Here is a 17,722-nt window from a genome sequence, read left to right as displayed (position 1 = left end):
ATTAAGGTCAGCCGGCGCGCTTCGACGACGTCCCTGTTGTCTGTGCTGGCTGTTCCCCTCTGGAGGTTTTGACCTTCACAATTATTGGGCCTCGGAGCGATCCGGCGGCCCATTTTTTTTACAATCATTCGCGTCTCCGCAAACCGCTTCCTTTAAATCGGCTTCAGACGATCTATATATCGGGAAACTCCGATATTTGGATCCTGACGATGGACAAGACGGAAATTCTGAAAGCGCTGGCGCATCCGGCCCGGGTCGAATTCCTGGAATGGATGAAGGAGCCGGAACGCCATTTCTCCGATCAGGCGCACCCGCTCGAAATGGGCATCTGCGCCAGCCAGTTCGAAAAACGCTGCGGCCTCTCCCAATCCACGGTCTCGGCGCATCTTTCGACGCTCGAAAAGGCAGGCCTGGTGAAAATCGACCGGGTCGGCCAATGGGCATTTTACCACCGCGACGAGAAGAACATCGCGGCCTTCCTCGACGAGCTCCGATCGACCCTCTAGATCCGGCCCGCCGCCCCTCAACCGTATAAGGAATTTCCGATGGCCAGCATTTTTGATCCGACCAAGTTCGGCGATATCGAACTTTCGAACCGCATCGTCATGGCTCCGCTGACGCGCAACCGCTCGCCGAAAGCGATCCCCAACAACCTCAACGTCACCTATTACGAACAGCGCGCCACCGCCGGCCTCATCATCACCGAAGGCACGCCGGTCACCCAGCAGGGCCAGGGTTATGCGGATGTGCCGGGCCTTTACCTGCCGCAGGCGATCGAGGGCTGGAAGAAGGTGACCGAGGCCGTGCATCGCAAGGGCGGCAAGATCGTCACTCAGATCTGGCATGTCGGCCGCGTCTCGCATGTCTCGCTGCAGCCGAATGGCGCGGCCCCGGTCGCACCCTCGGCCATTCCCGCCGGCGGCAAGACCTATATCCTCAATCCCGATGGCAGCGGCGCCTTCGCCGATACCTCCGCCCCCCGCGCACTGGAAACCTCCGAAATCGCCGGCATCGTCGGTGACTTCGCCAAGGGTGCCCGCGCCGCGATCGACGCCGGCTTCGACGGCGTCGAGCTGCACGGCGCCAATGGCTACCTGATCGACCAGTTTCTCAAGTTGGGCGCCAACCAGCGCACCGACGAATATGGCGGCTCGATCGAGAACCGCGCCCGCTTCGTGCTCGAAGTCGTCGATGCCGTCACCCGGGAAATCGGCGCCGGCCGCGTCGGCATCCGCCTGTCGCCGGTCACGCCCGCAAACGGCGTCAGCGATCCGGACCCGCAGGCCGTCTTCAACTATGTCGTCGAGCAGCTCGGCCCCCGCGGCCTCTCCTTCATCCACGTCGTCGAAGGTGCGACCGGCGGTGACCGCGCCTTCTTCCAGGGCGACAAGCCCTTCGACTACCAGGAGCTCAAGAGCATCTACCGCAAGGCCGGCGGCACCGGCGGCTGGCTGGTCAACAACGGGTACGACCGCGAAAGCGCCATCGAAGCCGTCGAAAGCGGCTATGCCGATGCAGTCGCCTTCGGCAAGCTCTTCCTCGCCAACCCGGACCTCGTGCAGCGCTTCAGGGACAATGCGCCGCTCAACCAGGCCGACAAGTCCACCTTCTACGGCGGCGGCGCCAAGGGCTATACCGACTACCCGGTGCTCGAAGCGGTGGCCTGATGAACCTCGGAAGGGGCCGCCCAAAAGCGGCCCTTTTCCATTTAACATTATTGTTCAGGCAAGAAGCGCCACCGGCTTGGCGGCCTTGGTTGGCTTCGGCTCGATACAGCCGAGATCAACAAGCGCCGCCCTCACCGCCTCATCGATCGACGTCGACGGCTCTTCACCGAGGAAGGCGAGCAACTTTTCATTGCCCATCCGCACCGGCACCTTCCAGAGATAACGCATCTCGCCGAGCTCGCGGAATACAGGCACGAAGGGCGAACCGAGCTTCAGCAGCCACCACGGGAATGCCCTCACCTTGACCTCGTGCCCGACCACCCGGCCGATCGCCGCGATCATCTCGCCGCCATCCCGGTCCCAGAAGCCGCGCATCTGGAAGCGGGCGAAACGCGGCAGCTCCGCGTGGCGGTCGATCAGCCGCAACATGGTTTCGGCGACATCCGGCAGATAGGCCCATTGATGCCCGACACCCCGGGCATTCGGCCGGCTGACCGATGTCACCGGCTTGCCGGGCTTCACCAAACCTTGGGCAAACCAGCTATTGGCAGCGCCCGGACCGAAATAATCACCCGCCCGGACGATCAGCACCGGCACGCCGTCGTTCGACGCGGCTTCAAGTCGCCGCTCCAGCTCCACCCGGATCGCGCCCTTGCGCGTCACCGGGTTCTGCGGGCTCTCCTCGGTGATCTCGGGAAAGGCGTCCGGCCCGTAATTGTAGACCGTGCCGGGCAGCAGGATACGGGCACCAACGGCGCGGGCAGCAGCGATCGTATTGTCGAGCATCGGCAGGACCAGCTTTTCCCAGTCCTTGTAGCCCGGCGGATTGACCGCATGGACGATGAGCTTCGCATCCTGGGCAGCCCGGCGGACGTCGGCGGCATTCATCGCATCGCCCTGAAGCCAGTGAAAACGCGGCTCGCGCTTGGCCGTTTCCCCGGCCTTGCGATTGAGCGCCCGGACGGTCCAGCCGCGGGCGGCAAGGCCGCGCGCCACATGGCCGCCGATCTCGCCGGTGGCACCGAGGACGAGGGCGACGGGTTTTGAGGTTGATTGTTCGGACATTGCGATAGTCCTTCCGGTTGGTTGCGTTTCGCTGGCTGGACTATCGCGCCTTTTGCTTCTATACGGAATTGGCAGAATTTCTTTGGCATCCATACAAAAATGAATGACATCAGTTGGGACTTCTACCGCACCTTCCTCGCCGTCCTGCGGCTCGGCTCACTCTCGGCGGCCGCGCGCGAACTCGGCCTGACCCAGCCGACCGTCGGCCGCCATATCGACGCACTGGAAGAGGCGGTGGGCTACCAGCTCTTCACCCGCTCGCAGCAGGGCCTGCTGCCCACCGAGCCGGCGCTGGCGATGAAGCCCTATGCGGAAAACCTCGCCATCACGGCCGCCGCCATGCAGCGGCTGGCCTCGGGCGAGATCGGCGCGATCAAGGGGACTGTGAGGATCAGCGCCAGCGAGGTGATCGGCGTCGAAGTCCTTCCGCCGATCCTGGCCGCCCTCCAGGACGAACATCCCGGGCTGGAGCTGGAACTGTCGTTGTCGGATTCGCTGGAAGATCTTTTAAGACGCGAGTCGGACATTGCCGTGCGCATGACTAGCCCGGCCCAGGATGCGCTCGTCACCCGCCATATCGGGGACATTCCGCTGGGGCTTTTTGCGCATCGCCGCTATCTCGATCGGCATGGTGCTCCGCAAAACCCCGGCGATCTCGCAACCCACCGGCTGATCGGTTTCGACCGCCGCACCGCCTTTGTTCGCGCCGCTGCGGACCGTATCCGCATGACCTCTCCGGCCTTCCCCGATATCGAGCAGATCCGCTGGAGCTACCGCGCCGACAGCAATCTCGCCCAACTGGCGGCGATCCGCGGCGGTGTCGGCATCGGCATCTGCCAGGTCGGCATCGCCCGACGTGATCGAGATCTGGTCCGGGTGCTGCCGGATGTTTTCGAGCTGCCTCTCGACACCTGGATCGCCATGCACGAAAACCTGAAATCGTCGCCCCGCTGGCGCGTCACCTTCGACGCGCTCGTCAGAGGCCTGCTGGACTATGTCCGCGGCTGACGCTTTCAGTGGGTGGTCGTACCCTCGTCGCCATCCATGACCTCGGCCTCGGGCCGGTCGCCACCCTCGCTGTATTCGGTGTGCCAGATGCCCTTTTCGTCCTGCCAGCTGATCTCTTCCGCATCCCCGCCGACCTGTTGTTCGGCCGCCACGATGCGGGCTGCCTGCAAGGCATCGGAATGGCTGGGAAAAGTTTCGGAATAGACGTCGCCCTGGCGATAGGCCCAGCCGCCGTCATGCGGCACGACTTTATAGGTAACCTTGGTCATACTCCCTCCTGTCTTTCATGGCTGCCTCGATCCAATCGGATCCTCGTCCTGTCGCGGCATCGGGGTGAAAAATCGAAAAAGGTGCCACGACTTCCAAGCCACATCGCAAATCACGTCGCAAATTATGTCATCAAAGGCCGATGACCGCAAATCCTTGAGGCCAGACTGAACGGTGCTTGATGCTGCAGGTTGCCGCGTTAGATAAGCGCCGAGGGTAAGGTCAGGAGTAGAACGTGGGTTTGTTGTCCCTGCTGAAGCAGGAAAGATCTCTCATCGTCGCTTTGGCCTCAGGCTTCGTCGCCTATTCCGTCGAGCATTCCGTGCTCGAGGCCGGCAAGACGGCTTCGCTGATCGCCGCAGCTGTCCTGATCGGCATCATCATCCTCGCCTCGACCCGCGTCGCCCACCATGCCGAAATGCTCGCCCACAAGGTCGGCGATCCCTATGGCACGATGATCCTGACGCTGTCGGCGGTGGCGGTCGAGGTGCTGATCCTCGCCATCATGATGGGCAATACCAGCTCGCCCACCCTGGTGCGCGACACGATCTATGCGGCCGTCATGCTGGACATCAACGGCATCCTCGGCCTCGCCGCCCTGCTCGGCGGCCTGCGCCATGGCGAACAGCCTTATAACGACGATTCCAGCCGCACCTACAGCGTGATGATCCTGACCGCCATGGGCATTTCCATGATCGTCCCGGAATTCATCCCCGGCGATCGCTGGCACTATTATTCCGCCTTCACGATCTGCGCAATGATCGCGCTCTATGCGGTCTTCTTGAAGATGCAGGTCGGTCCGCACAGCTATTTCTTCAGTTACAGCTATCCGCGCGCCAAGCCGGCCACGGGCACCGGGACGCAGCAAGAGGACACCAAGCAAGAATCCGCCGCGATCTCCATCGGCGTCATTCTGGCCGGCGTGCTGATCATCGGCTTCCTCGCCGAGTTCATGTCCGCGCTCATGAATGCCGGACTGGAGGGCAGCGGCGCGCCGCTGACATTGATGGCTGTCGTGGTCGCGGCGATCTCCGCAGCTCCCGAAATCCTGACAGCACTGCGCGCCGCACTGCGCAACCGCATGCAGTCCGTGGTCAACATCGCCATGGGCGCCTCGCTCTCGACCGTCATCCTCACGGTTCCCGTCATGGAGAGCATCGCGCTCTACAGCGGCCAGCCCTTCGTGATGGCCATGACTCCGGTGCAGACGGTGATGGTCGCGATCACCCTCGTCGTCGCCGCGATCAACCTCAACGACGGCCAGACGAATGCCATCGAAGGCATGACCCATTTCGTTCTCTTTGCGACATTCGTGATGCTGACTGCCCTTGGTCTGTAGGCGAAAGAGATTCCGGATCAAAGACTTGCGCGCGGGAGCGGAATCGGATCGGGAAGAGGTTGAATCAATGTCTGAAATATGGTCGTGTCCGCCGCGGCGAAGGCCGGCCTATCCGCCGGTCGTCCAGCGTCTGGCGCGGCCCCCGTGTTGCGCATGAAGGAGATTTTCAAATGTCTACACCTCCCTACAGAGCCGACCACGTCGGTTCGCTCCTGCGTCCCGCTTCCATCAAGGACGCCCGCAAGAAGTTCTACGAAGACAAGAGCATTTCCGCCGAGGAACTGAAGGCCGTCGAAGACGAAGGCATCAAGGATCTCATCAAGCTGCAGGAAAGCGTCGGCCTGAAGGTCGTGACCGACGGCGAAGCCCGTCGCCACTTCTGGCACTACGATTTCATGGGCCTGCTCGATGGCCTGGAATTCGTCACCCGCGAAGCCCACAAGGGCGTCACCTTCCACGGCGTCAAGCTGCCGCCGACCTTCCCGACCATCAACGGCAAGCTCGATTTCCCAGATGATCACCCGCATCTGGAACACTTCAAGTTCCTCGCCGCCAATACCAAGGTGACGCCGAAGATCTCCATCCCCGGCCCGAGCGTCGCGCATTACCGCACCGCCCGCGCCGACGTGACCTATCCGGAATACCAGGATCCCGAAGCGCTCTTCGCCGCTCTCGCCCGCACCTATGCCAAGGCCGTGCAGAAGTTCTACGAAGCCGGCTGCCGCTACCTGCAGATGGACGACATCTACTTCGCCTATCTCGGCGACGAGAAGCAGCGCGCCATGAAGCGCGAGGAAGGCTACGATCCGGACTGGCTGATCCAGAAGTATGCTGAAACCATGCACGAAGCGATCAAGGATCGTCCGAAGGACATGCTGATCGGCATGCATATGTGCCGCGGCAACTTCCGCTCCACCTGGGCTGCCGAAGGCGGTTACGATGCGGCGGCCGACGCGATCTTCAACAAGACCGGTGTCGACATGTTCTTCATGGAATACGACACCGAGCGTTCCGGTGGCCTGCAGCCGCTGAGCCTGCTCCAGAAGGGTTCGAAGCAGCGCGTCTATCCGGGCTTCATCACCACCAAGACCGGTGAGCTCGAAACCCTCGACAGCCTCCGTCGCCACTTCGACGAAGCCTCCAAGTTCGTCGATATCGACCAGCTCGGGATCGCACCGCAATGCGGTTTCGCCTCGACCGAGGAAGGCAACTCGATCACCGAGGACGACCAGAAGCGCAAGCTGGAACTCGTCGTCCAGACCGCCGAAGCCATCTGGGGCACGGCCTGATCCGATATTCGTGGGCCGCGGGTCGAATAACCCGCGGCCGCCACTTGAGAAATCATTGTTCTAGCTTAGGTTCCTATTCGGATTTAACCCGAGGGAGACTGCAACAATGGGTATTTTCGACAAGATTAAGAATGCGATTTGGGGCGCAGATGAAGCAGCACCCGCTGCCAAGCCCGCCGAACCGCTGAAGCCGGCCGCTCCGGTTTCCGCATCCGCCGCCCCGGCGGGCAATCCGACGCCCATCCCTTCGGCAACGTCTGCAGCCGCCCCCTCCTCCTCCACGCCCGTCGACATCACCCCGATACTCGACGCCGCCGTCAAGAAGAGTGGCCAGAAGCTCGATTGGCGCAAGTCGATCGTCGACCTGATGAAGGCGCTCGATCTGGATTCCAGCCTTACCGCCCGCAAGGAACTGGCCGCCGAACTGCACTATACCGGCGACACTAACGACTCCGCGACGATGAACGTGTGGCTCCACAAGGCGCTGATGAAGAAACTCGCCGAAAACGGCGGCAAGGTCCCGGCAGATCTCGCCGACTGAGCAGCGGCGCCTCGCCCGACGACTGGCGCATCCCGATATAGAAAGCCCGCCTTGCCGGCGGGCTTTCTTTCTGACGCCCCAATAAAATAATCTTGAACGAACCGTGTTCGGCGCTTGCGGATGAACGCCCTAGATGAAGGCCATCACCGATACTCTTTCGCCGCGTGCGAGGGTGTCGCTCCATGCCTCGGCGGTCAATGCCGCCCCATGAAAGGGAGTCCACGATGAAACGCCTCAGTCTTCTCCTGACCGGCTCGGCCCTCTCCATCGCGCTGGCTGCCGGCCCCGTTCCCGCTCAGAACGCCGGACAGCCTGCCGAAACCAGGGCGCCGAACGCCCGGGACCAGAAACCCGCCTTCGCCAACCAGACGCGCGCGCCGCAGCCCGCCCGGATGCCGAAGATCGCCCAGGAAGTGGTCGCCGACGGCCTGCCGCATCTCTGGGCCATGGAGTTCCTGCCCGACGGTCGCATGCTGGTGACCGCCAAGCAGGGCGCCATGCACATAATCTCGGAGGAAGGCGAAGCCGGACCGAAGATCGAAGGCGTGCCGAAAGTGCTCGCCAGGGGCCAGGGCGGCCTGCTCGACGTGGCGCTCGCCCCGGATTTCGCCTCCTCCGGCATGATCTTCTTCTCCTTCTCCGAGCAGCGCGACGACGGCAACGGCACATCGGTCGCCTCGGCAAAACTGGTCCCGGATGACCGCGGCGGCGGCAAGCTCGAAAACGTCAAGGTCATCTTCCGCCAGATGCCGAGCTATGACGGCAACAACCATTTCGGCTCCCGCCTCGTCTTCGGCCCCAACAGGGAACTCTACGTTACCGTCGGCGAACGCTCCGACCCGCAGCCGCGCGTGCAGGCCCAGGATATCGCCAGCGGCCTCGGCAAGGTCTTTCGCATCGACATGAACGGCAAGGCCTTAGCAGACAACCCCTTCGTCAACCGTCAGGGCGCCCGGCCGGAAATCTGGTCGCTCGGACACCGCAACCTGCAATCCGCCACCCTCGACGGCCAGGGCCGTCTCTGGACCGTCGAACACGGCCCGCGCGGTGGCGACGAGCTGAACCGCCCGGAAGCCGGCAAGAACTATGGCTGGCCGGAAGTTACTTACGGCATCGAATACAGCGGCCGGCCGGTCGGCAAGGGCATCACCGCCATGAAGGAGACCGAACAGCCGGTCTATTTCTGGGACCCGGTCATCGCCCCGTCCGGCATGGCCTTTTATGACGGCGACGCCATCCCCGAATGGAAGAATTCCTTCCTGATCGGCGGACTTGTCGCCCAGGCCGTCGTGGTTGTTCACATGGATGGCGACAAGGTCGCCTATGAAGAGCGCGTCCCGCTCGGCAACCGCATCCGCGACGTCAAGGTCGGCCCCGACGGCGCCGTCTATGCCGTCACCGAACAACGCGGCGGCGGGGAATCGACGATCGTGAAGTTGACGAAAGGGTAATCGACAGTTCGGGCAACGCGGCGCTCCGGGCGCTGTTTTCCTAGAATTTGAATGCGAGGCGATGCCCCACAAGCGCCCGGTCGATCGTGACGAGCAGCAACCCCTCGACCTGGCACTGCGCCAAAAGCAGCCGATCGAAAGGATCCCGCGTATCGGGCTCCGGTTCGGCGGCAGTGATGACATGCGGGATATCGATGGGCAGGATGGTGAGGCCTGCACCTTCCAGAACGATCTGCATGTCTTCCAGCGGTACGCCCGGATCGAGCTTTCCGAGGCGGGACTTGATGGCGATCTCCCAAAGGCTGGCGACGCTCACGAAACCGGAAAAATCCGCGGCGCCCACCAGCTTGCTGATGTTTGGGAAACGTTGACGCGTGTCGGCCCGCAAAATCGCGAGGATGATATGGGTGTCGAGAAGACACCGCTTCGTCAAGGCAGCGGTCTCAGCAAGAAATCTTCCGGCAGCGGATCATCGAAATCATCCGCGATATATGGAACAGGGTTGGTAATGCCGCGAGCACGAAGATGAGCTTGGAGGGCATCGAGATCGATACCGCCCTTCTTCTCAGCCGGTTCCACTGCCTCGATATGCGGCACGATATCAAACACCGGCTTTCCGTCGCGTGTCACGGTCACGGTTTCACCCTGCTCCACATCCTGGGCAAGTTCGTCGAGACGGTCCTGGGCTTCGCGGATTGATACGGTTTTCATGCCTGAAATGTACGTCCGGTTGCTGTCATCGTCAACGCGAGTACTCGAAACAAGAAAGCCCGCCGTCGCCGGCGGGCTTTCCAGGAATATCGGGGCTACTTACTTGCAGTTGGCGCAGAAGCGCTGGATCCGCTTGCAGGCTTCTTCCAGTTCCTCTTCCGAGGTCGCATAGGAGATGCGGAAATTGGGGCCGAGGCCGAAGGCCGTGCCATGCACCACGGCAACGCCTTCCGTTTCCAGAAGCTCGGTGACGAAGTCCAGGTCGTTCTCGATCACCTTGCCCGAAGGAGCCGTCTTGCCGATCAGACCGGCGCAGGACGGGTAGACGTAAAACGCTCCTTCCGGCGACGGGCATACGATCCCCTTGGCCTGGTTGAGCATCGACACGACGAGGTCGCGGCGGCCCTGGAAAATCGCCTTGTTCTTGGTGATGAAGTCCTGCGGGCCGTTGAGTGCCTCGACCGCAGCCCACTGGGCAATGGAGGTGGCGCCCGAAGTCTGCTGGCCCTGGATCACGTCCATGGCCTTGATCAGCTGCAGCGGGCCGGCCGCATAGCCGATACGCCAGCCGGTCATTGCATAGGCTTTGGAAACGCCGTTCATGGTCAGCGTCCGGTCGTAGAGCTTCGGCTCGACTTCCGCCGGCGTTGCGAACTTGAAGCCCTCGTAGGTCAGGTGCTCGTACATGTCGTCGGTGAGGACCCAGACATGCTCGTGCTTGACCAGCACGTCCGTCAGGGCCTTCAGTTCGTCATGCGTGTAGGCGGCGCCGCTCGGATTGGACGGCGAGTTGAACAGGAACCACTTGGTCTTCGGCGTGATCGCCTTTTCGAGCGCTTCCGGGGTGAGCTTGAACTTGGTTTCGAGCGTCGTGTCGACGAACACCGGGGTGCCGCCGCAGAGCGCCACCATTTCCGGATAGGAGACCCAGTAGGGAGCCGGGATGATCACTTCGTCGCCCGGGTTGAGGGTCGCCATGAAGGCGTTGAACAGGATCTGCTTGCCGCCGGTGCCGACGATGACCTGCGCGGCCGTGTAGTCGAGGTTGTTCTCGCGCTTGTACTTCCTGGCGATCGCCTCGCGAAGCTCGATGATGCCGGCGATCGGCGTGTATTTGGTTTCGCCCCGGTTGATCGCGTCGATGGCGGCTTTCTTGATGTTGTCCGGCGTATCGAAGTCCGGCTCGCCGGCGCCAAGCCCGATCACGTCGCGGCCCTTTGCTTTGAGCTCGCGGGCTTTCTGGGCAACGGCGATGGTGGCGGAAGGCTTTGCGCGGGAAAGAATGTCGGCAAGAAAGGCCATAATCTTCGTCCTGAAGGGCTGTTGAACCAGGCGGCCTCGCGTTCCGAACCCGCCGGGTTAGCTCTATGTCTAAACTATGACTCCGTTTCAAGCACAAAGCTTGAATGTGAGCCATGAAAGAAGCTGATTAAAACCTTCGAAACCTTGTTTACAGCCGCGTAACCCTTGGCTGCTACAACCAGGAGGGATGGATAACGGAAATCGACGGGCAAGGGCATGACGCCGAGAAGCATCTTCGCCAATCTGGTTCGCAGCGACAACGGGTCGTTCTCCACCGTCTACGGTCCTTTCCTGCTGCAATCCGCGCTGCAGCCGATCTTTCGCTCAGGCCCCGAAACCGGCCTCGATATCGAAGCCTTCGAGGGCCTTCTGCGTGCCTCCCGGGATAACGAGCCGGTCTCGCCTGCCGAGTTTTTTCCGCTCGTGTCGCCGGTCGACATGGCCGATGTCGACAGCATCCTGCGCACGATCCACATCCTCAACACCGGCCGGCTGAACCGCGCGCGCGCCGGGATTTTCGTCAAGTTCCATCCGGGCCTCTTCCGCACGCCCCAGGAAATGCGCCAGGAAGTCGATCGCATCAAGGTCGCCAGCCATGAGGCCGGCCTCGCCCCGGACCGCATCGTCTGCGAAATCTCCGAAAGATCCGGCGCTGCCGACGACATCGTCGTCGCCTTTACCGAACACATGCAGGCGATCGGTTTCCGCATCGCGATCGACGATTATGGCGCCCGCGATTCCGATCTCGACCGGCTGAAGCGCATCCGGCCGGACTATGTGAAGTTCGAGGCCGCCTGGGTGCGCGACTTCCTCGACAATTCCGCCGGTTACGCGCTGCTGCGCGTCATCGTCCGGCAGATGCTCGACGATGGTATCGAACCGATCTTCGAAGGGCTCGAAGAACTGTGGCAGGTGGATCTCTGCGAGGAACTCGGCGTGCCGCTGATGCAGGGTTATGCGCTTGCACGGCCGGAACTTGCACCGACGACATTCAACGAGAGTTTTCCGGAAAGCCTCGCCGACCTTGCGCCGCCGCTCCAGGCAGGCGGCAACGACATCACGCTCGGCCTCAGCCGGGCCGCGATGGCGGCGCCTCCTCCGGTTCCCGCCAAGCCGGTATTCGCCAGGCCCGCCCGCGCCTTCGGCCGTCGGCAATCGAGCGGCGAATAACCAGAAAACAACCTTCACGCGACGAACGCCTGCCGCGATTTACCGCAATGACCGCCAAGAAAGACGCCCTGACGCCCCCTCGAATACAGGTGCGACTAAAATTTTTCTTTTCGCGCCATTTGCCTCAAAATCGCACAGAAGAGGGTTAGCGAAGCATTGCCAGCGATGGATTCGCGTTCCCGAGGCGTCAGGAAAGGCGCAAAGCCCGCATTTTCAGGCGTTCTCGTGATTTGCAATTTCGCATTGTAGCCACTGTTCAAAAAACTTTTTCTTGCCAATTTTCGATAAACACAGCACTCTGTGCAAGTTCGGGCAATTTACGAGCATGGGAAGACCTATAATGACGCGCTCCGAAGGCGCTAAGACTTCGGGCGGTAGGCCGGGGGCGGAGATTTCAAAGCAATTCCTGCCGGTCATCGCGGTAAAGACAGGGACCCTTTCTTAAAGCTGCCTGCCGCCGCCCTTCGGGGCTACACTGTGATGCTGTCCGCCGCTGAACACGGACAGAGAGAAAAGGACCTGCGCATGGCCGAGACTGGCACTGTAAAATTCTTCAATACCGACAAAGGCTTCGGCTTTATCAAGCCTGACAATGGTGGCGCCGATATCTTTGTTCATATCTCTGCCGTACAGGCTTCTGGCCTGTCCGGATTGTCGGAAAACCAGAAAGTAAGCTTCGACACGGAACCGGATCGTCGCGGCAAAGGCCCCAAGGCCGTCAATCTGCAGATCGCCGGTTAAGCCTCTCGAGGCTTACCATTTCGAGTTGAAGCCCGGCAGAGATGCCGGGTTTTTTTTGATCAAGCCATGCCGCGACTTCGACCTCAGAGACCGCGCAGGAACGGGTTGGTGCGGCGTTCGTCGCCGATCCGGCTCCCCGGCCCATGGCCGCAGATGAACCCGACTTCGTCGCCGAGCGGCAGGACCTTGTCGCGGATCGAGGCGAGCAGAGTATCGTGATCCCCGCCCGGCAGGTCTGTGCGCCCGATCGAGCCGTTGAACAGCACGTCGCCGAGATGCGCGAACCCTTGAGCCCGGTTATAGTAGATCACGTGACCCGGCGCATGCCCGGGGCAATGAAAAATCTCGAAGACATGGTCGCCGAAAGAAACCGTATCGCCTTCGTTGAGCCAGCGGTCCGGCACGACATTGCGCACCTCCATCTTGACCCCGAATTTTTCCGCCTGCGTCTCCAGGCGCTGCAGCAGCGGCAAGTCCGCTTCATGCGGCCCGATCACCGGGATGCCGAGCGCCTCGCGCAATTCGTCGGCGCCACCTGCGTGGTCGATATGACCGTGCGTCAGCCAGATTTCCTTCAGCGTGATGCCGTTTTCCGTGATGACCTGAAGAATGGTCGGTACGTCGCCACCTGGATCGACGACCACGCCCTGCTTGGTCTCGTCGTCGAAAAGGATCGTGCAGTTCTGCTGGAATGGCGTAACCGGGATGATACCGGCTTGTAGCTTGCCCATGATGCCTCGGTCTCAAGCGATAATGTCCGCCGGGGTATATCGCTAAACGGAAGGCATTTCAGCCAAAAAGATCAATTCGAGGCAAGGGTCGTGTAGGGGGTGCCGGCTGAAACCGGCGGTGCGAGCGATACCGTGGCGATCAGGAAGGCCGCAACCACGATCTTCAGCGCAAAAACCGTCACCAGCAGACCTTTCAACGGATTGGTCGGGCTCGATGTTTCCATTCTGATCGGGGGCAGTGCGGCAAAGGTCTGGGCGGTCATCGTCTGGGTCGTCATGGGATATCTCCGGTGCTTCTGGCGGGATCAATGGACTCGCGGCGTAAAGGTTCCCTGCCCTTTTTATCTGTGGCACCCCCGCCACAGCTTGTAGAATCCACTCCCGTCCGGCGGAACCACCAGGAGAGGCAGGGGTTACCCCGCCAGTCAACATGAGGAGAAAATCCATGACGACTTGGTTGAAATGCCCGGAATTGAAGTGGCTGGGCCTCGGCGCCGTCCTTGCGACGCTCGCCCTGCCCGCCCAGGCGCAGATGACCACCACGACCGCCTCGGACATCATCGTCCGCTCCGGCCCCGGCCAGGACTATCCCGAAATCGGCCTTGCCACCCGCGGCAGCCCGGCGATGATGGATGGCTGCCTTCAGGGCAGCAAATGGTGCCGCATCGATGTCAACGGCATGCGCGGCTGGGTCTATGCGGAATACCTGACCATTCGCCACAACGGCGCGCCGGTCGCGGTTGAGCAATACCGCACTCAGTATGAAGTCCCCAACGTCACCTACGAGACGACGGCAAGCGTCGTTCCGCCGGCACCCGTCCCCGGTCCGGGCGATATCCTGCTCGGCCCTGTCGGCGCCGTCGACGCCGTGGAACCGCCGGAAACCGTCATCAGCTACATCGAGGAGCACCCGGTCCAGCCGGTCTATGTCCGCAACGAAGTGGCGATCGGTGCCACGCTGCCGCCAGGCGTCGTTGTCCGGCAGGTACCGGACTACGATTACGATTATGTCGTGGTCAACGACCGGCCCGTGCTCGTCGATCCCGGCACCCGCCGCATTGTCCACATCTACGATTGAGCATTCCCATGAAGGGGCGCTGCCGGACGGCGCCCTTTCCCTTTGCGCCAGCCGCGCATCCGCCCTTCCCCAACAAATGCTGTTGATTGTTCAGCCTGTTCGCGCTTTATGACGTGCGTCAGGTTACACTGTGAAGCGAGCAAAAAAGAGCTTCGGCCTCCAGAACTCCGGGGGGCAAGGAGCCAAAAAGGGAAAGGAAACGCGAGTGTCGCGCGCATCGACGGGAAAGGCCGTCAAGAAGGTCCTGCCGACAATGCCGGCAGTCGACGAAGCCCAGATCGACTTCGAGACCATCGAACTGCTTTTCTTCGCCTACCGCGATTTCGTGTCCGATCCGGATGCGATCCTCGCCAAGATCGGCATGGGCCGCGCCCACCACCGCGTCGTCTATTTCGTCAGCCGCCAGCCGGGCATGATGGTCACCGACCTTCTCGATACGCTGCAGATCACCAAGCAGAGCCTGGCGCGCGTCCTCAAGCAATTGATCGAATCGGGTTATATTCGCCAGATGGCCGGCGCCAAGGATCGCCGCCAGCGCAGGCTCTACCCGACGCTTGCCGGCCGTGAACTGGCGCTCGCCCTTTCCGAGCCGCAATCGCGCCGTATCGCTCGCGCCATGGAGGAGCTGACCCCGGACACGCGGGCCTCGGTCAAGGAATTCCTGCGCCACATGCGCGGCCGCGACGAAAGTCTCGAGCCTATCGACAGCGACCTGGAATAAGTGGGACCTTTGAGATGACGACACTGCCCCCTTCCGATGATGCGCCTCATCTTCTCGTGGTCGACGACGACACCCGCATCCGCGATCTCCTCAACCGCTATCTGATGGAACAGGGGTTTCGCATCACCGTCGCCGGCGACGCCGCCGAAGCCCGTCGCAAGCTCGAAGGCCTGCATTTCGATCTGATCATTCTCGACGTGATGATGCCCGGCGAATCCGGCATTTCGCTCACCCAGTCGCTTTACCAGAAGAAGACGGTGCCGGTGATCCTGCTGACGGCGCGCGCCGAATCGGAATCCCGCATTGCCGGTCTCGAAGCGGGTGCCGACGACTATCTGTCGAAACCCTTCGATCCGCGCGAACTGGTGCTGCGCATCAACAACATCCTGCGCCGCAGCACCTCGCCCGACACACCGAAGATCGAGCAGATCATGTTCGGCCCCTTCACCTTCTCGATCCCACGCAAGGAATTGCGCAAGGCCGCCGAGACCATCCGGCTGACCGATCGCGAACAGGAGATCATGCTGCTGTTTGCGCTGCGCGCCGGCGACACCATTCCCCGTCACGAGCTGATCGGCGACGACGCCGAAGTCGGCGAACGCACGATCGACGTGCAGATCAATCGTTTGCGGCGTAAGATCGAAGAGGATCCGGCCAACCCCGTCTATCTCCAGACGGTGCGCGGCATCGGATACAGGCTGAGTATCGATTAGCCGGGAAGAGACGGCACAGGCTGAAGGCAGGATGGCACTTTTCGACTCTCTGAAGCGCGACATGGATCGGCTGACCCTGCCGGGCTGGCGGCCGATGACCCGCTGGCTGCGCCGCCGCCTGCCGACCGGCCTCTATACCCGTTCGCTGCTGATCGTCATCCTGCCGATGCTGCTGCTGCAGGGCGTCGTCGCCTCCGTCTTCATGGAGCGGCACTGGCGCATGGTGACCGAACGCCTGTCGGAAAGCACGGTGCGCGATATCGCCGGCATTATCGAGGTGATCCAAGCCTATCCGCAGGACAGCAACTATGACGCCATCAGCCGCATCGCCAGCGACGCGCTGAACCTTACCATCGCGGTCGAGGAAAACGGCCAATTACCGCCGCCCCGCTCCCGCCCCTTCTTCGAGATCCTCGACGATATCCTCGCCGACCAGATCACCCGCCAGATCCAGATGCCCTTCTGGATCGACACGGTGGGCGACAGCCGGCTCGTCGAGATCCGCATCAAGTTCGACACGAGGGTGCTGCGCGTCTTTGTCCGCCGCGGCTCAACTTACGCCTCCAACACCCATATCTTCCTTGTCTGGATGATCGGCGCCGCCTTGGTGCTGGTGATCATCTCCATCCTTTTCCTGCGCGGCCAGATCCGGCCGATCCTGACGCTCGCGAGCGCCGCCGAAAGTTTCGGCAAGGGACAGAAGACCGACGGGTTTTCGCCACGCGGCGCCGATGAGATTCGCCGCGCCGGCCTTGCCTTCATCCAGATGCGCGAGCGCATCGAGCGGCAGATGGAACAGCGCACCGCCATGCTCGCCGGCATCAGCCACGATCTGAGGACCATCCTCACCCGCTTCAAACTGCAGCTGGCACTCGCTGGCAACAAGCCGGAACTGGCCGGCATGGGCCAGGATGTCGACGACATGCAGTCGATGCTGGAAGGATATCTCGCCTTCGCCAAGGGCGAAGCGGAGGAGGATTTCGGAGAACTGCGCCTGAGCGAACTGCTCGAAAAGCTGTGCCTGGAATTTACCCTGCACGGCAAGACCATGACCTACGAGATCGACGGCGAAGACGAGATCGCCGTGCGCCCCAACGCCTTCACCCGGCTGGTCGGCAATCTCGTCTCGAACAGCGAGCGCTACGCCAAATCGCTGCATGTGGATGCAAGGCACAGCGCCAAGTGGCTGACGCTGACGCTCGACGACGACGGCCCCGGCATTCCGGCCGACGCCCGCGAGGATGTCTTCAAGCCGTTCTACCGGCTGGATCAGGCCCGCAACCTCGACTCCTCCGGCACCGGCCTCGGCCTTGCAATCGCCCGCGACATCGCCCGCGCCCATGGCGGCAACGTCACGCTCGCCGACAGCCCCCGCGGCGGCTTACGCGCCGTCGTGCGCGTGCCCGCCTGATCATCGACGAGGAACCGATGCCCATCGACCTGTCCCGCATGTCCTGGCTGAACCCGCCGCCGGAAAGCCGTGAGGGTAACGGCCGCCTGATCGCCCGCTCCGGCTTTGAGACCGATTTCTGGCAGGGCACCTATTACGGCTTTCACCGCGACACCGGCCACTTCTTGCATCGGACCCGAAACGGCGATTTCACCGCCGAGACTTCTTTCGTGGGCCGTTATGAAGCGCTCTACGACCAGGCCGGGCTGATGATCCGCCACGACGAAAAACACTGGATGAAATGCGGCATCGAATTCACCGACGGCGCGCGCCATTTCAGCGTGGTGGTGACCAATGGCCATTCCGACTGGTCCGCCTTCCGCCTGGCAGACGATTTCGAGCAAATCTCGGTCCGCGTCACCCGCATGGGCGACGCCCTCTTCGTCCAGTACCGCACCGATGCGCAGCCCGACTGGCGGATGGCTCGGCTCGCTTATTTCCCGCCGGAACTGACCGAACTCTCCGTCGGCATGACCTT

21 protein-coding genes are annotated in these 17,722 nt (G+C 62.1%); 14 read left to right on the top strand and 7 right to left on the bottom strand.

Going from position 1 to position 17,722, the window contains the following annotated elements; genetic code table 11:
* The first annotated feature begins 209 nt into the window (after positions 1-209).
* Positions 210-506: a helix-turn-helix transcriptional regulator gene (locus PMI07_RS24075; protein WP_007757092.1), complete on the top strand. Its 297-nt coding sequence runs from the start codon at positions 210-212 to the stop codon at positions 504-506.
* A 39-nt stretch (positions 507-545) separates the two neighbouring features.
* A complete protein-coding gene (locus PMI07_RS24070) occupies positions 546-1,667 on the top strand; it encodes an alkene reductase (protein WP_007757095.1) in 1,122 nt (373 codons plus the stop codon).
* A gap of 54 nt (positions 1,668-1,721) precedes the next feature.
* Here the strand turns inward: PMI07_RS24070 and PMI07_RS24065 are convergent, their stop codons facing one another.
* On the bottom strand, positions 1,722-2,732 hold the full coding sequence (locus PMI07_RS24065; protein ID WP_007757097.1) for an NAD-dependent epimerase/dehydratase family protein: 1,011 nt from the start codon (positions 2,730-2,732) through the stop codon (positions 1,722-1,724).
* A 99-nt stretch (positions 2,733-2,831) separates the two neighbouring features.
* Here PMI07_RS24065 and PMI07_RS24060 point away from each other — a divergent pair, with 99 nt between their 5' ends.
* The gene (locus tag PMI07_RS24060) at positions 2,832-3,740 is read left to right on the top strand and encodes a LysR family transcriptional regulator (protein ID WP_024164097.1); all 909 of its coding nucleotides are present in this window, start codon (positions 2,832-2,834) and stop codon (positions 3,738-3,740) included.
* A 5-nt stretch (positions 3,741-3,745) separates the two neighbouring features.
* Here the strand turns inward: PMI07_RS24060 and PMI07_RS24055 are convergent, their stop codons facing one another.
* Positions 3,746-4,009 carry a DUF2188 domain-containing protein gene (locus PMI07_RS24055; RefSeq protein ID WP_024164096.1) on the bottom strand — a complete coding sequence of 88 codons (264 nt, stop codon included), beginning with the start codon at positions 4,007-4,009 and terminating at the stop codon, positions 3,746-3,748.
* A gap of 233 nt (positions 4,010-4,242) precedes the next feature.
* Here PMI07_RS24055 and PMI07_RS24050 point away from each other — a divergent pair, with 233 nt between their 5' ends.
* From PMI07_RS24050 to PMI07_RS24035, 4 genes are all read left to right on the top strand, one after another.
* Entirely contained in the window at positions 4,243-5,346 is a 1,104-nt protein-coding gene (locus PMI07_RS24050) for a calcium:proton antiporter (protein WP_007758117.1), read from the top strand.
* Between the two features lie 170 nt (positions 5,347-5,516).
* Positions 5,517-6,635, top strand: coding sequence for a 5-methyltetrahydropteroyltriglutamate--homocysteine S-methyltransferase (locus tag PMI07_RS24045; protein WP_007758116.1), 1,119 nt, complete (start codon positions 5,517-5,519; stop codon positions 6,633-6,635).
* A 106-nt stretch (positions 6,636-6,741) separates the two neighbouring features.
* Complete coding sequence (locus PMI07_RS24040) at positions 6,742-7,176, top strand: DUF3597 domain-containing protein (protein WP_007758113.1); 435 nt, start codon at positions 6,742-6,744, stop codon at positions 7,174-7,176.
* A 224-nt stretch (positions 7,177-7,400) separates the two neighbouring features.
* Entirely contained in the window at positions 7,401-8,627 is a 1,227-nt protein-coding gene (locus tag PMI07_RS24035) for a PQQ-dependent sugar dehydrogenase (protein WP_007758112.1), read from the top strand.
* Positions 8,628-8,667: 40 nt separating this feature from the next.
* Here the strand turns inward: PMI07_RS24035 and PMI07_RS24030 are convergent, their stop codons facing one another.
* The 3 genes from PMI07_RS24030 to PMI07_RS24020 form a co-directional block, all read right to left on the bottom strand.
* Positions 8,668-9,060, bottom strand: a complete 393-nt coding sequence (locus tag PMI07_RS24030; protein ID WP_007758111.1) for a type II toxin-antitoxin system VapC family toxin — start codon at positions 9,058-9,060, stop codon at positions 8,668-8,670.
* The gene (locus PMI07_RS24025; protein WP_007758110.1) at positions 9,057-9,338 is read right to left on the bottom strand and encodes a type II toxin-antitoxin system prevent-host-death family antitoxin; all 282 of its coding nucleotides are present in this window, start codon (positions 9,336-9,338) and stop codon (positions 9,057-9,059) included. The genes PMI07_RS24030 and PMI07_RS24025 overlap by 4 nt, the downstream gene beginning before the upstream one ends.
* Positions 9,339-9,437: 99 nt before the next feature.
* On the bottom strand, positions 9,438-10,640 hold the full coding sequence (locus PMI07_RS24020) for a pyridoxal phosphate-dependent aminotransferase (RefSeq protein ID WP_007758108.1): 1,203 nt from the start codon (positions 10,638-10,640) through the stop codon (positions 9,438-9,440).
* Positions 10,641-10,856: 216 nt separating this feature from the next.
* Here PMI07_RS24020 and PMI07_RS24015 point away from each other — a divergent pair, with 216 nt between their 5' ends.
* A complete protein-coding gene (locus tag PMI07_RS24015) occupies positions 10,857-11,810 on the top strand; it encodes an EAL domain-containing protein (protein WP_007758103.1) in 954 nt (317 codons plus the stop codon).
* A gap of 525 nt (positions 11,811-12,335) precedes the next feature.
* Positions 12,336-12,551, top strand: coding sequence for a cold-shock protein (locus PMI07_RS24010; RefSeq protein ID WP_003494703.1), 216 nt, complete (start codon positions 12,336-12,338; stop codon positions 12,549-12,551).
* A gap of 83 nt (positions 12,552-12,634) precedes the next feature.
* On the opposite strand, the gene PMI07_RS24005 is transcribed toward PMI07_RS24010, so the two are convergent.
* Entirely contained in the window at positions 12,635-13,282 is a 648-nt protein-coding gene (locus PMI07_RS24005; protein WP_007758095.1) for an MBL fold metallo-hydrolase, read from the bottom strand.
* Between the two features lie 71 nt (positions 13,283-13,353).
* The gene (locus PMI07_RS24000; protein WP_007758094.1) at positions 13,354-13,560 is read right to left on the bottom strand and encodes a hypothetical protein; all 207 of its coding nucleotides are present in this window, start codon (positions 13,558-13,560) and stop codon (positions 13,354-13,356) included.
* A 167-nt stretch (positions 13,561-13,727) separates the two neighbouring features.
* On the opposite strand from PMI07_RS24000, the gene PMI07_RS23995 reads away from it, so the two are divergent.
* The 5 genes from PMI07_RS23995 to PMI07_RS23975 form a co-directional block, all read left to right on the top strand.
* Positions 13,728-14,360 carry a DUF1236 domain-containing protein gene (locus PMI07_RS23995; protein ID WP_007758090.1) on the top strand — a complete coding sequence of 211 codons (633 nt, stop codon included), beginning with the start codon at positions 13,728-13,730 and terminating at the stop codon, positions 14,358-14,360.
* Between the two features lie 253 nt (positions 14,361-14,613).
* Entirely contained in the window at positions 14,614-15,081 is a 468-nt protein-coding gene (locus tag PMI07_RS23990) for a MarR family transcriptional regulator (protein WP_080725022.1), read from the top strand.
* A 14-nt stretch (positions 15,082-15,095) separates the two neighbouring features.
* Complete coding sequence (locus PMI07_RS23985; RefSeq protein ID WP_007758087.1) at positions 15,096-15,794, top strand: response regulator transcription factor; 699 nt, start codon at positions 15,096-15,098, stop codon at positions 15,792-15,794.
* 31 nt (positions 15,795-15,825) lie between these two features.
* Entirely contained in the window at positions 15,826-17,205 is a 1,380-nt protein-coding gene (locus tag PMI07_RS23980; protein WP_007758085.1) for an ATP-binding protein, read from the top strand.
* 17 nt (positions 17,206-17,222) lie between these two features.
* The coding region (locus tag PMI07_RS23975) for a DUF1349 domain-containing protein (RefSeq protein WP_024164095.1) at positions 17,223-17,722 on the top strand (500 nt) is incomplete at its 3' end.

It is taken from the genome of Rhizobium sp. CF080, from assembly GCF_000282095.2.
GTDB lineage: Bacteria > Pseudomonadota > Alphaproteobacteria > Rhizobiales > Rhizobiaceae > Neorhizobium.
This window is presented reverse-complemented; position numbering and strand designations above follow the sequence as displayed.

Bases quoted from the DNA above. Each gene is read 5' to 3' on its own strand.
- PMI07_RS24075 (WP_007757092.1), top strand. From the start codon at position 210: ATGGACAAGACGGAAATTCTGAAAGCGCTGGCGCATCCGGCCCGGGTC.
- PMI07_RS24070 (WP_007757095.1), top strand. From the start codon at position 546: ATGGCCAGCATTTTTGATCCGACCAAGTTCGGCGATATCGAACTTTCG.
- PMI07_RS24065 (WP_007757097.1), bottom strand. From the start codon at position 2,732: ATGTCCGAACAATCAACCTCAAAACCCGTCGCCCTCGTCCTCGGTGCC.
- PMI07_RS24060 (WP_024164097.1), top strand. From the start codon at position 2,832: ATGAATGACATCAGTTGGGACTTCTACCGCACCTTCCTCGCCGTCCTG.
- PMI07_RS24055 (WP_024164096.1), bottom strand. From the start codon at position 4,009: ATGACCAAGGTTACCTATAAAGTCGTGCCGCATGACGGCGGCTGGGCC.
- PMI07_RS24045 (WP_007758116.1), top strand. From the start codon at position 5,517: ATGTCTACACCTCCCTACAGAGCCGACCACGTCGGTTCGCTCCTGCGT.
- PMI07_RS24040 (WP_007758113.1), top strand. From the start codon at position 6,742: ATGGGTATTTTCGACAAGATTAAGAATGCGATTTGGGGCGCAGATGAA.
- PMI07_RS24035 (WP_007758112.1), top strand. From the start codon at position 7,401: ATGAAACGCCTCAGTCTTCTCCTGACCGGCTCGGCCCTCTCCATCGCG.
- PMI07_RS24025 (WP_007758110.1), bottom strand. From the start codon at position 9,338: ATGAAAACCGTATCAATCCGCGAAGCCCAGGACCGTCTCGACGAACTT.
- PMI07_RS24020 (WP_007758108.1), bottom strand. From the start codon at position 10,640: ATGGCCTTTCTTGCCGACATTCTTTCCCGCGCAAAGCCTTCCGCCACC.
- PMI07_RS24015 (WP_007758103.1), top strand. From the start codon at position 10,857: ATGACGCCGAGAAGCATCTTCGCCAATCTGGTTCGCAGCGACAACGGG.
- PMI07_RS24010 (WP_003494703.1), top strand. From the start codon at position 12,336: ATGGCCGAGACTGGCACTGTAAAATTCTTCAATACCGACAAAGGCTTC.
- PMI07_RS24005 (WP_007758095.1), bottom strand. From the start codon at position 13,282: ATGGGCAAGCTACAAGCCGGTATCATCCCGGTTACGCCATTCCAGCAG.
- PMI07_RS24000 (WP_007758094.1), bottom strand. From the start codon at position 13,560: ATGACGACCCAGACGATGACCGCCCAGACCTTTGCCGCACTGCCCCCG.
- PMI07_RS23995 (WP_007758090.1), top strand. From the start codon at position 13,728: ATGACGACTTGGTTGAAATGCCCGGAATTGAAGTGGCTGGGCCTCGGC.
- PMI07_RS23990 (WP_080725022.1), top strand. From the start codon at position 14,614: ATGCCGGCAGTCGACGAAGCCCAGATCGACTTCGAGACCATCGAACTG.
- PMI07_RS23985 (WP_007758087.1), top strand. From the start codon at position 15,096: ATGACGACACTGCCCCCTTCCGATGATGCGCCTCATCTTCTCGTGGTC.
- PMI07_RS23980 (WP_007758085.1), top strand. From the start codon at position 15,826: ATGGCACTTTTCGACTCTCTGAAGCGCGACATGGATCGGCTGACCCTG.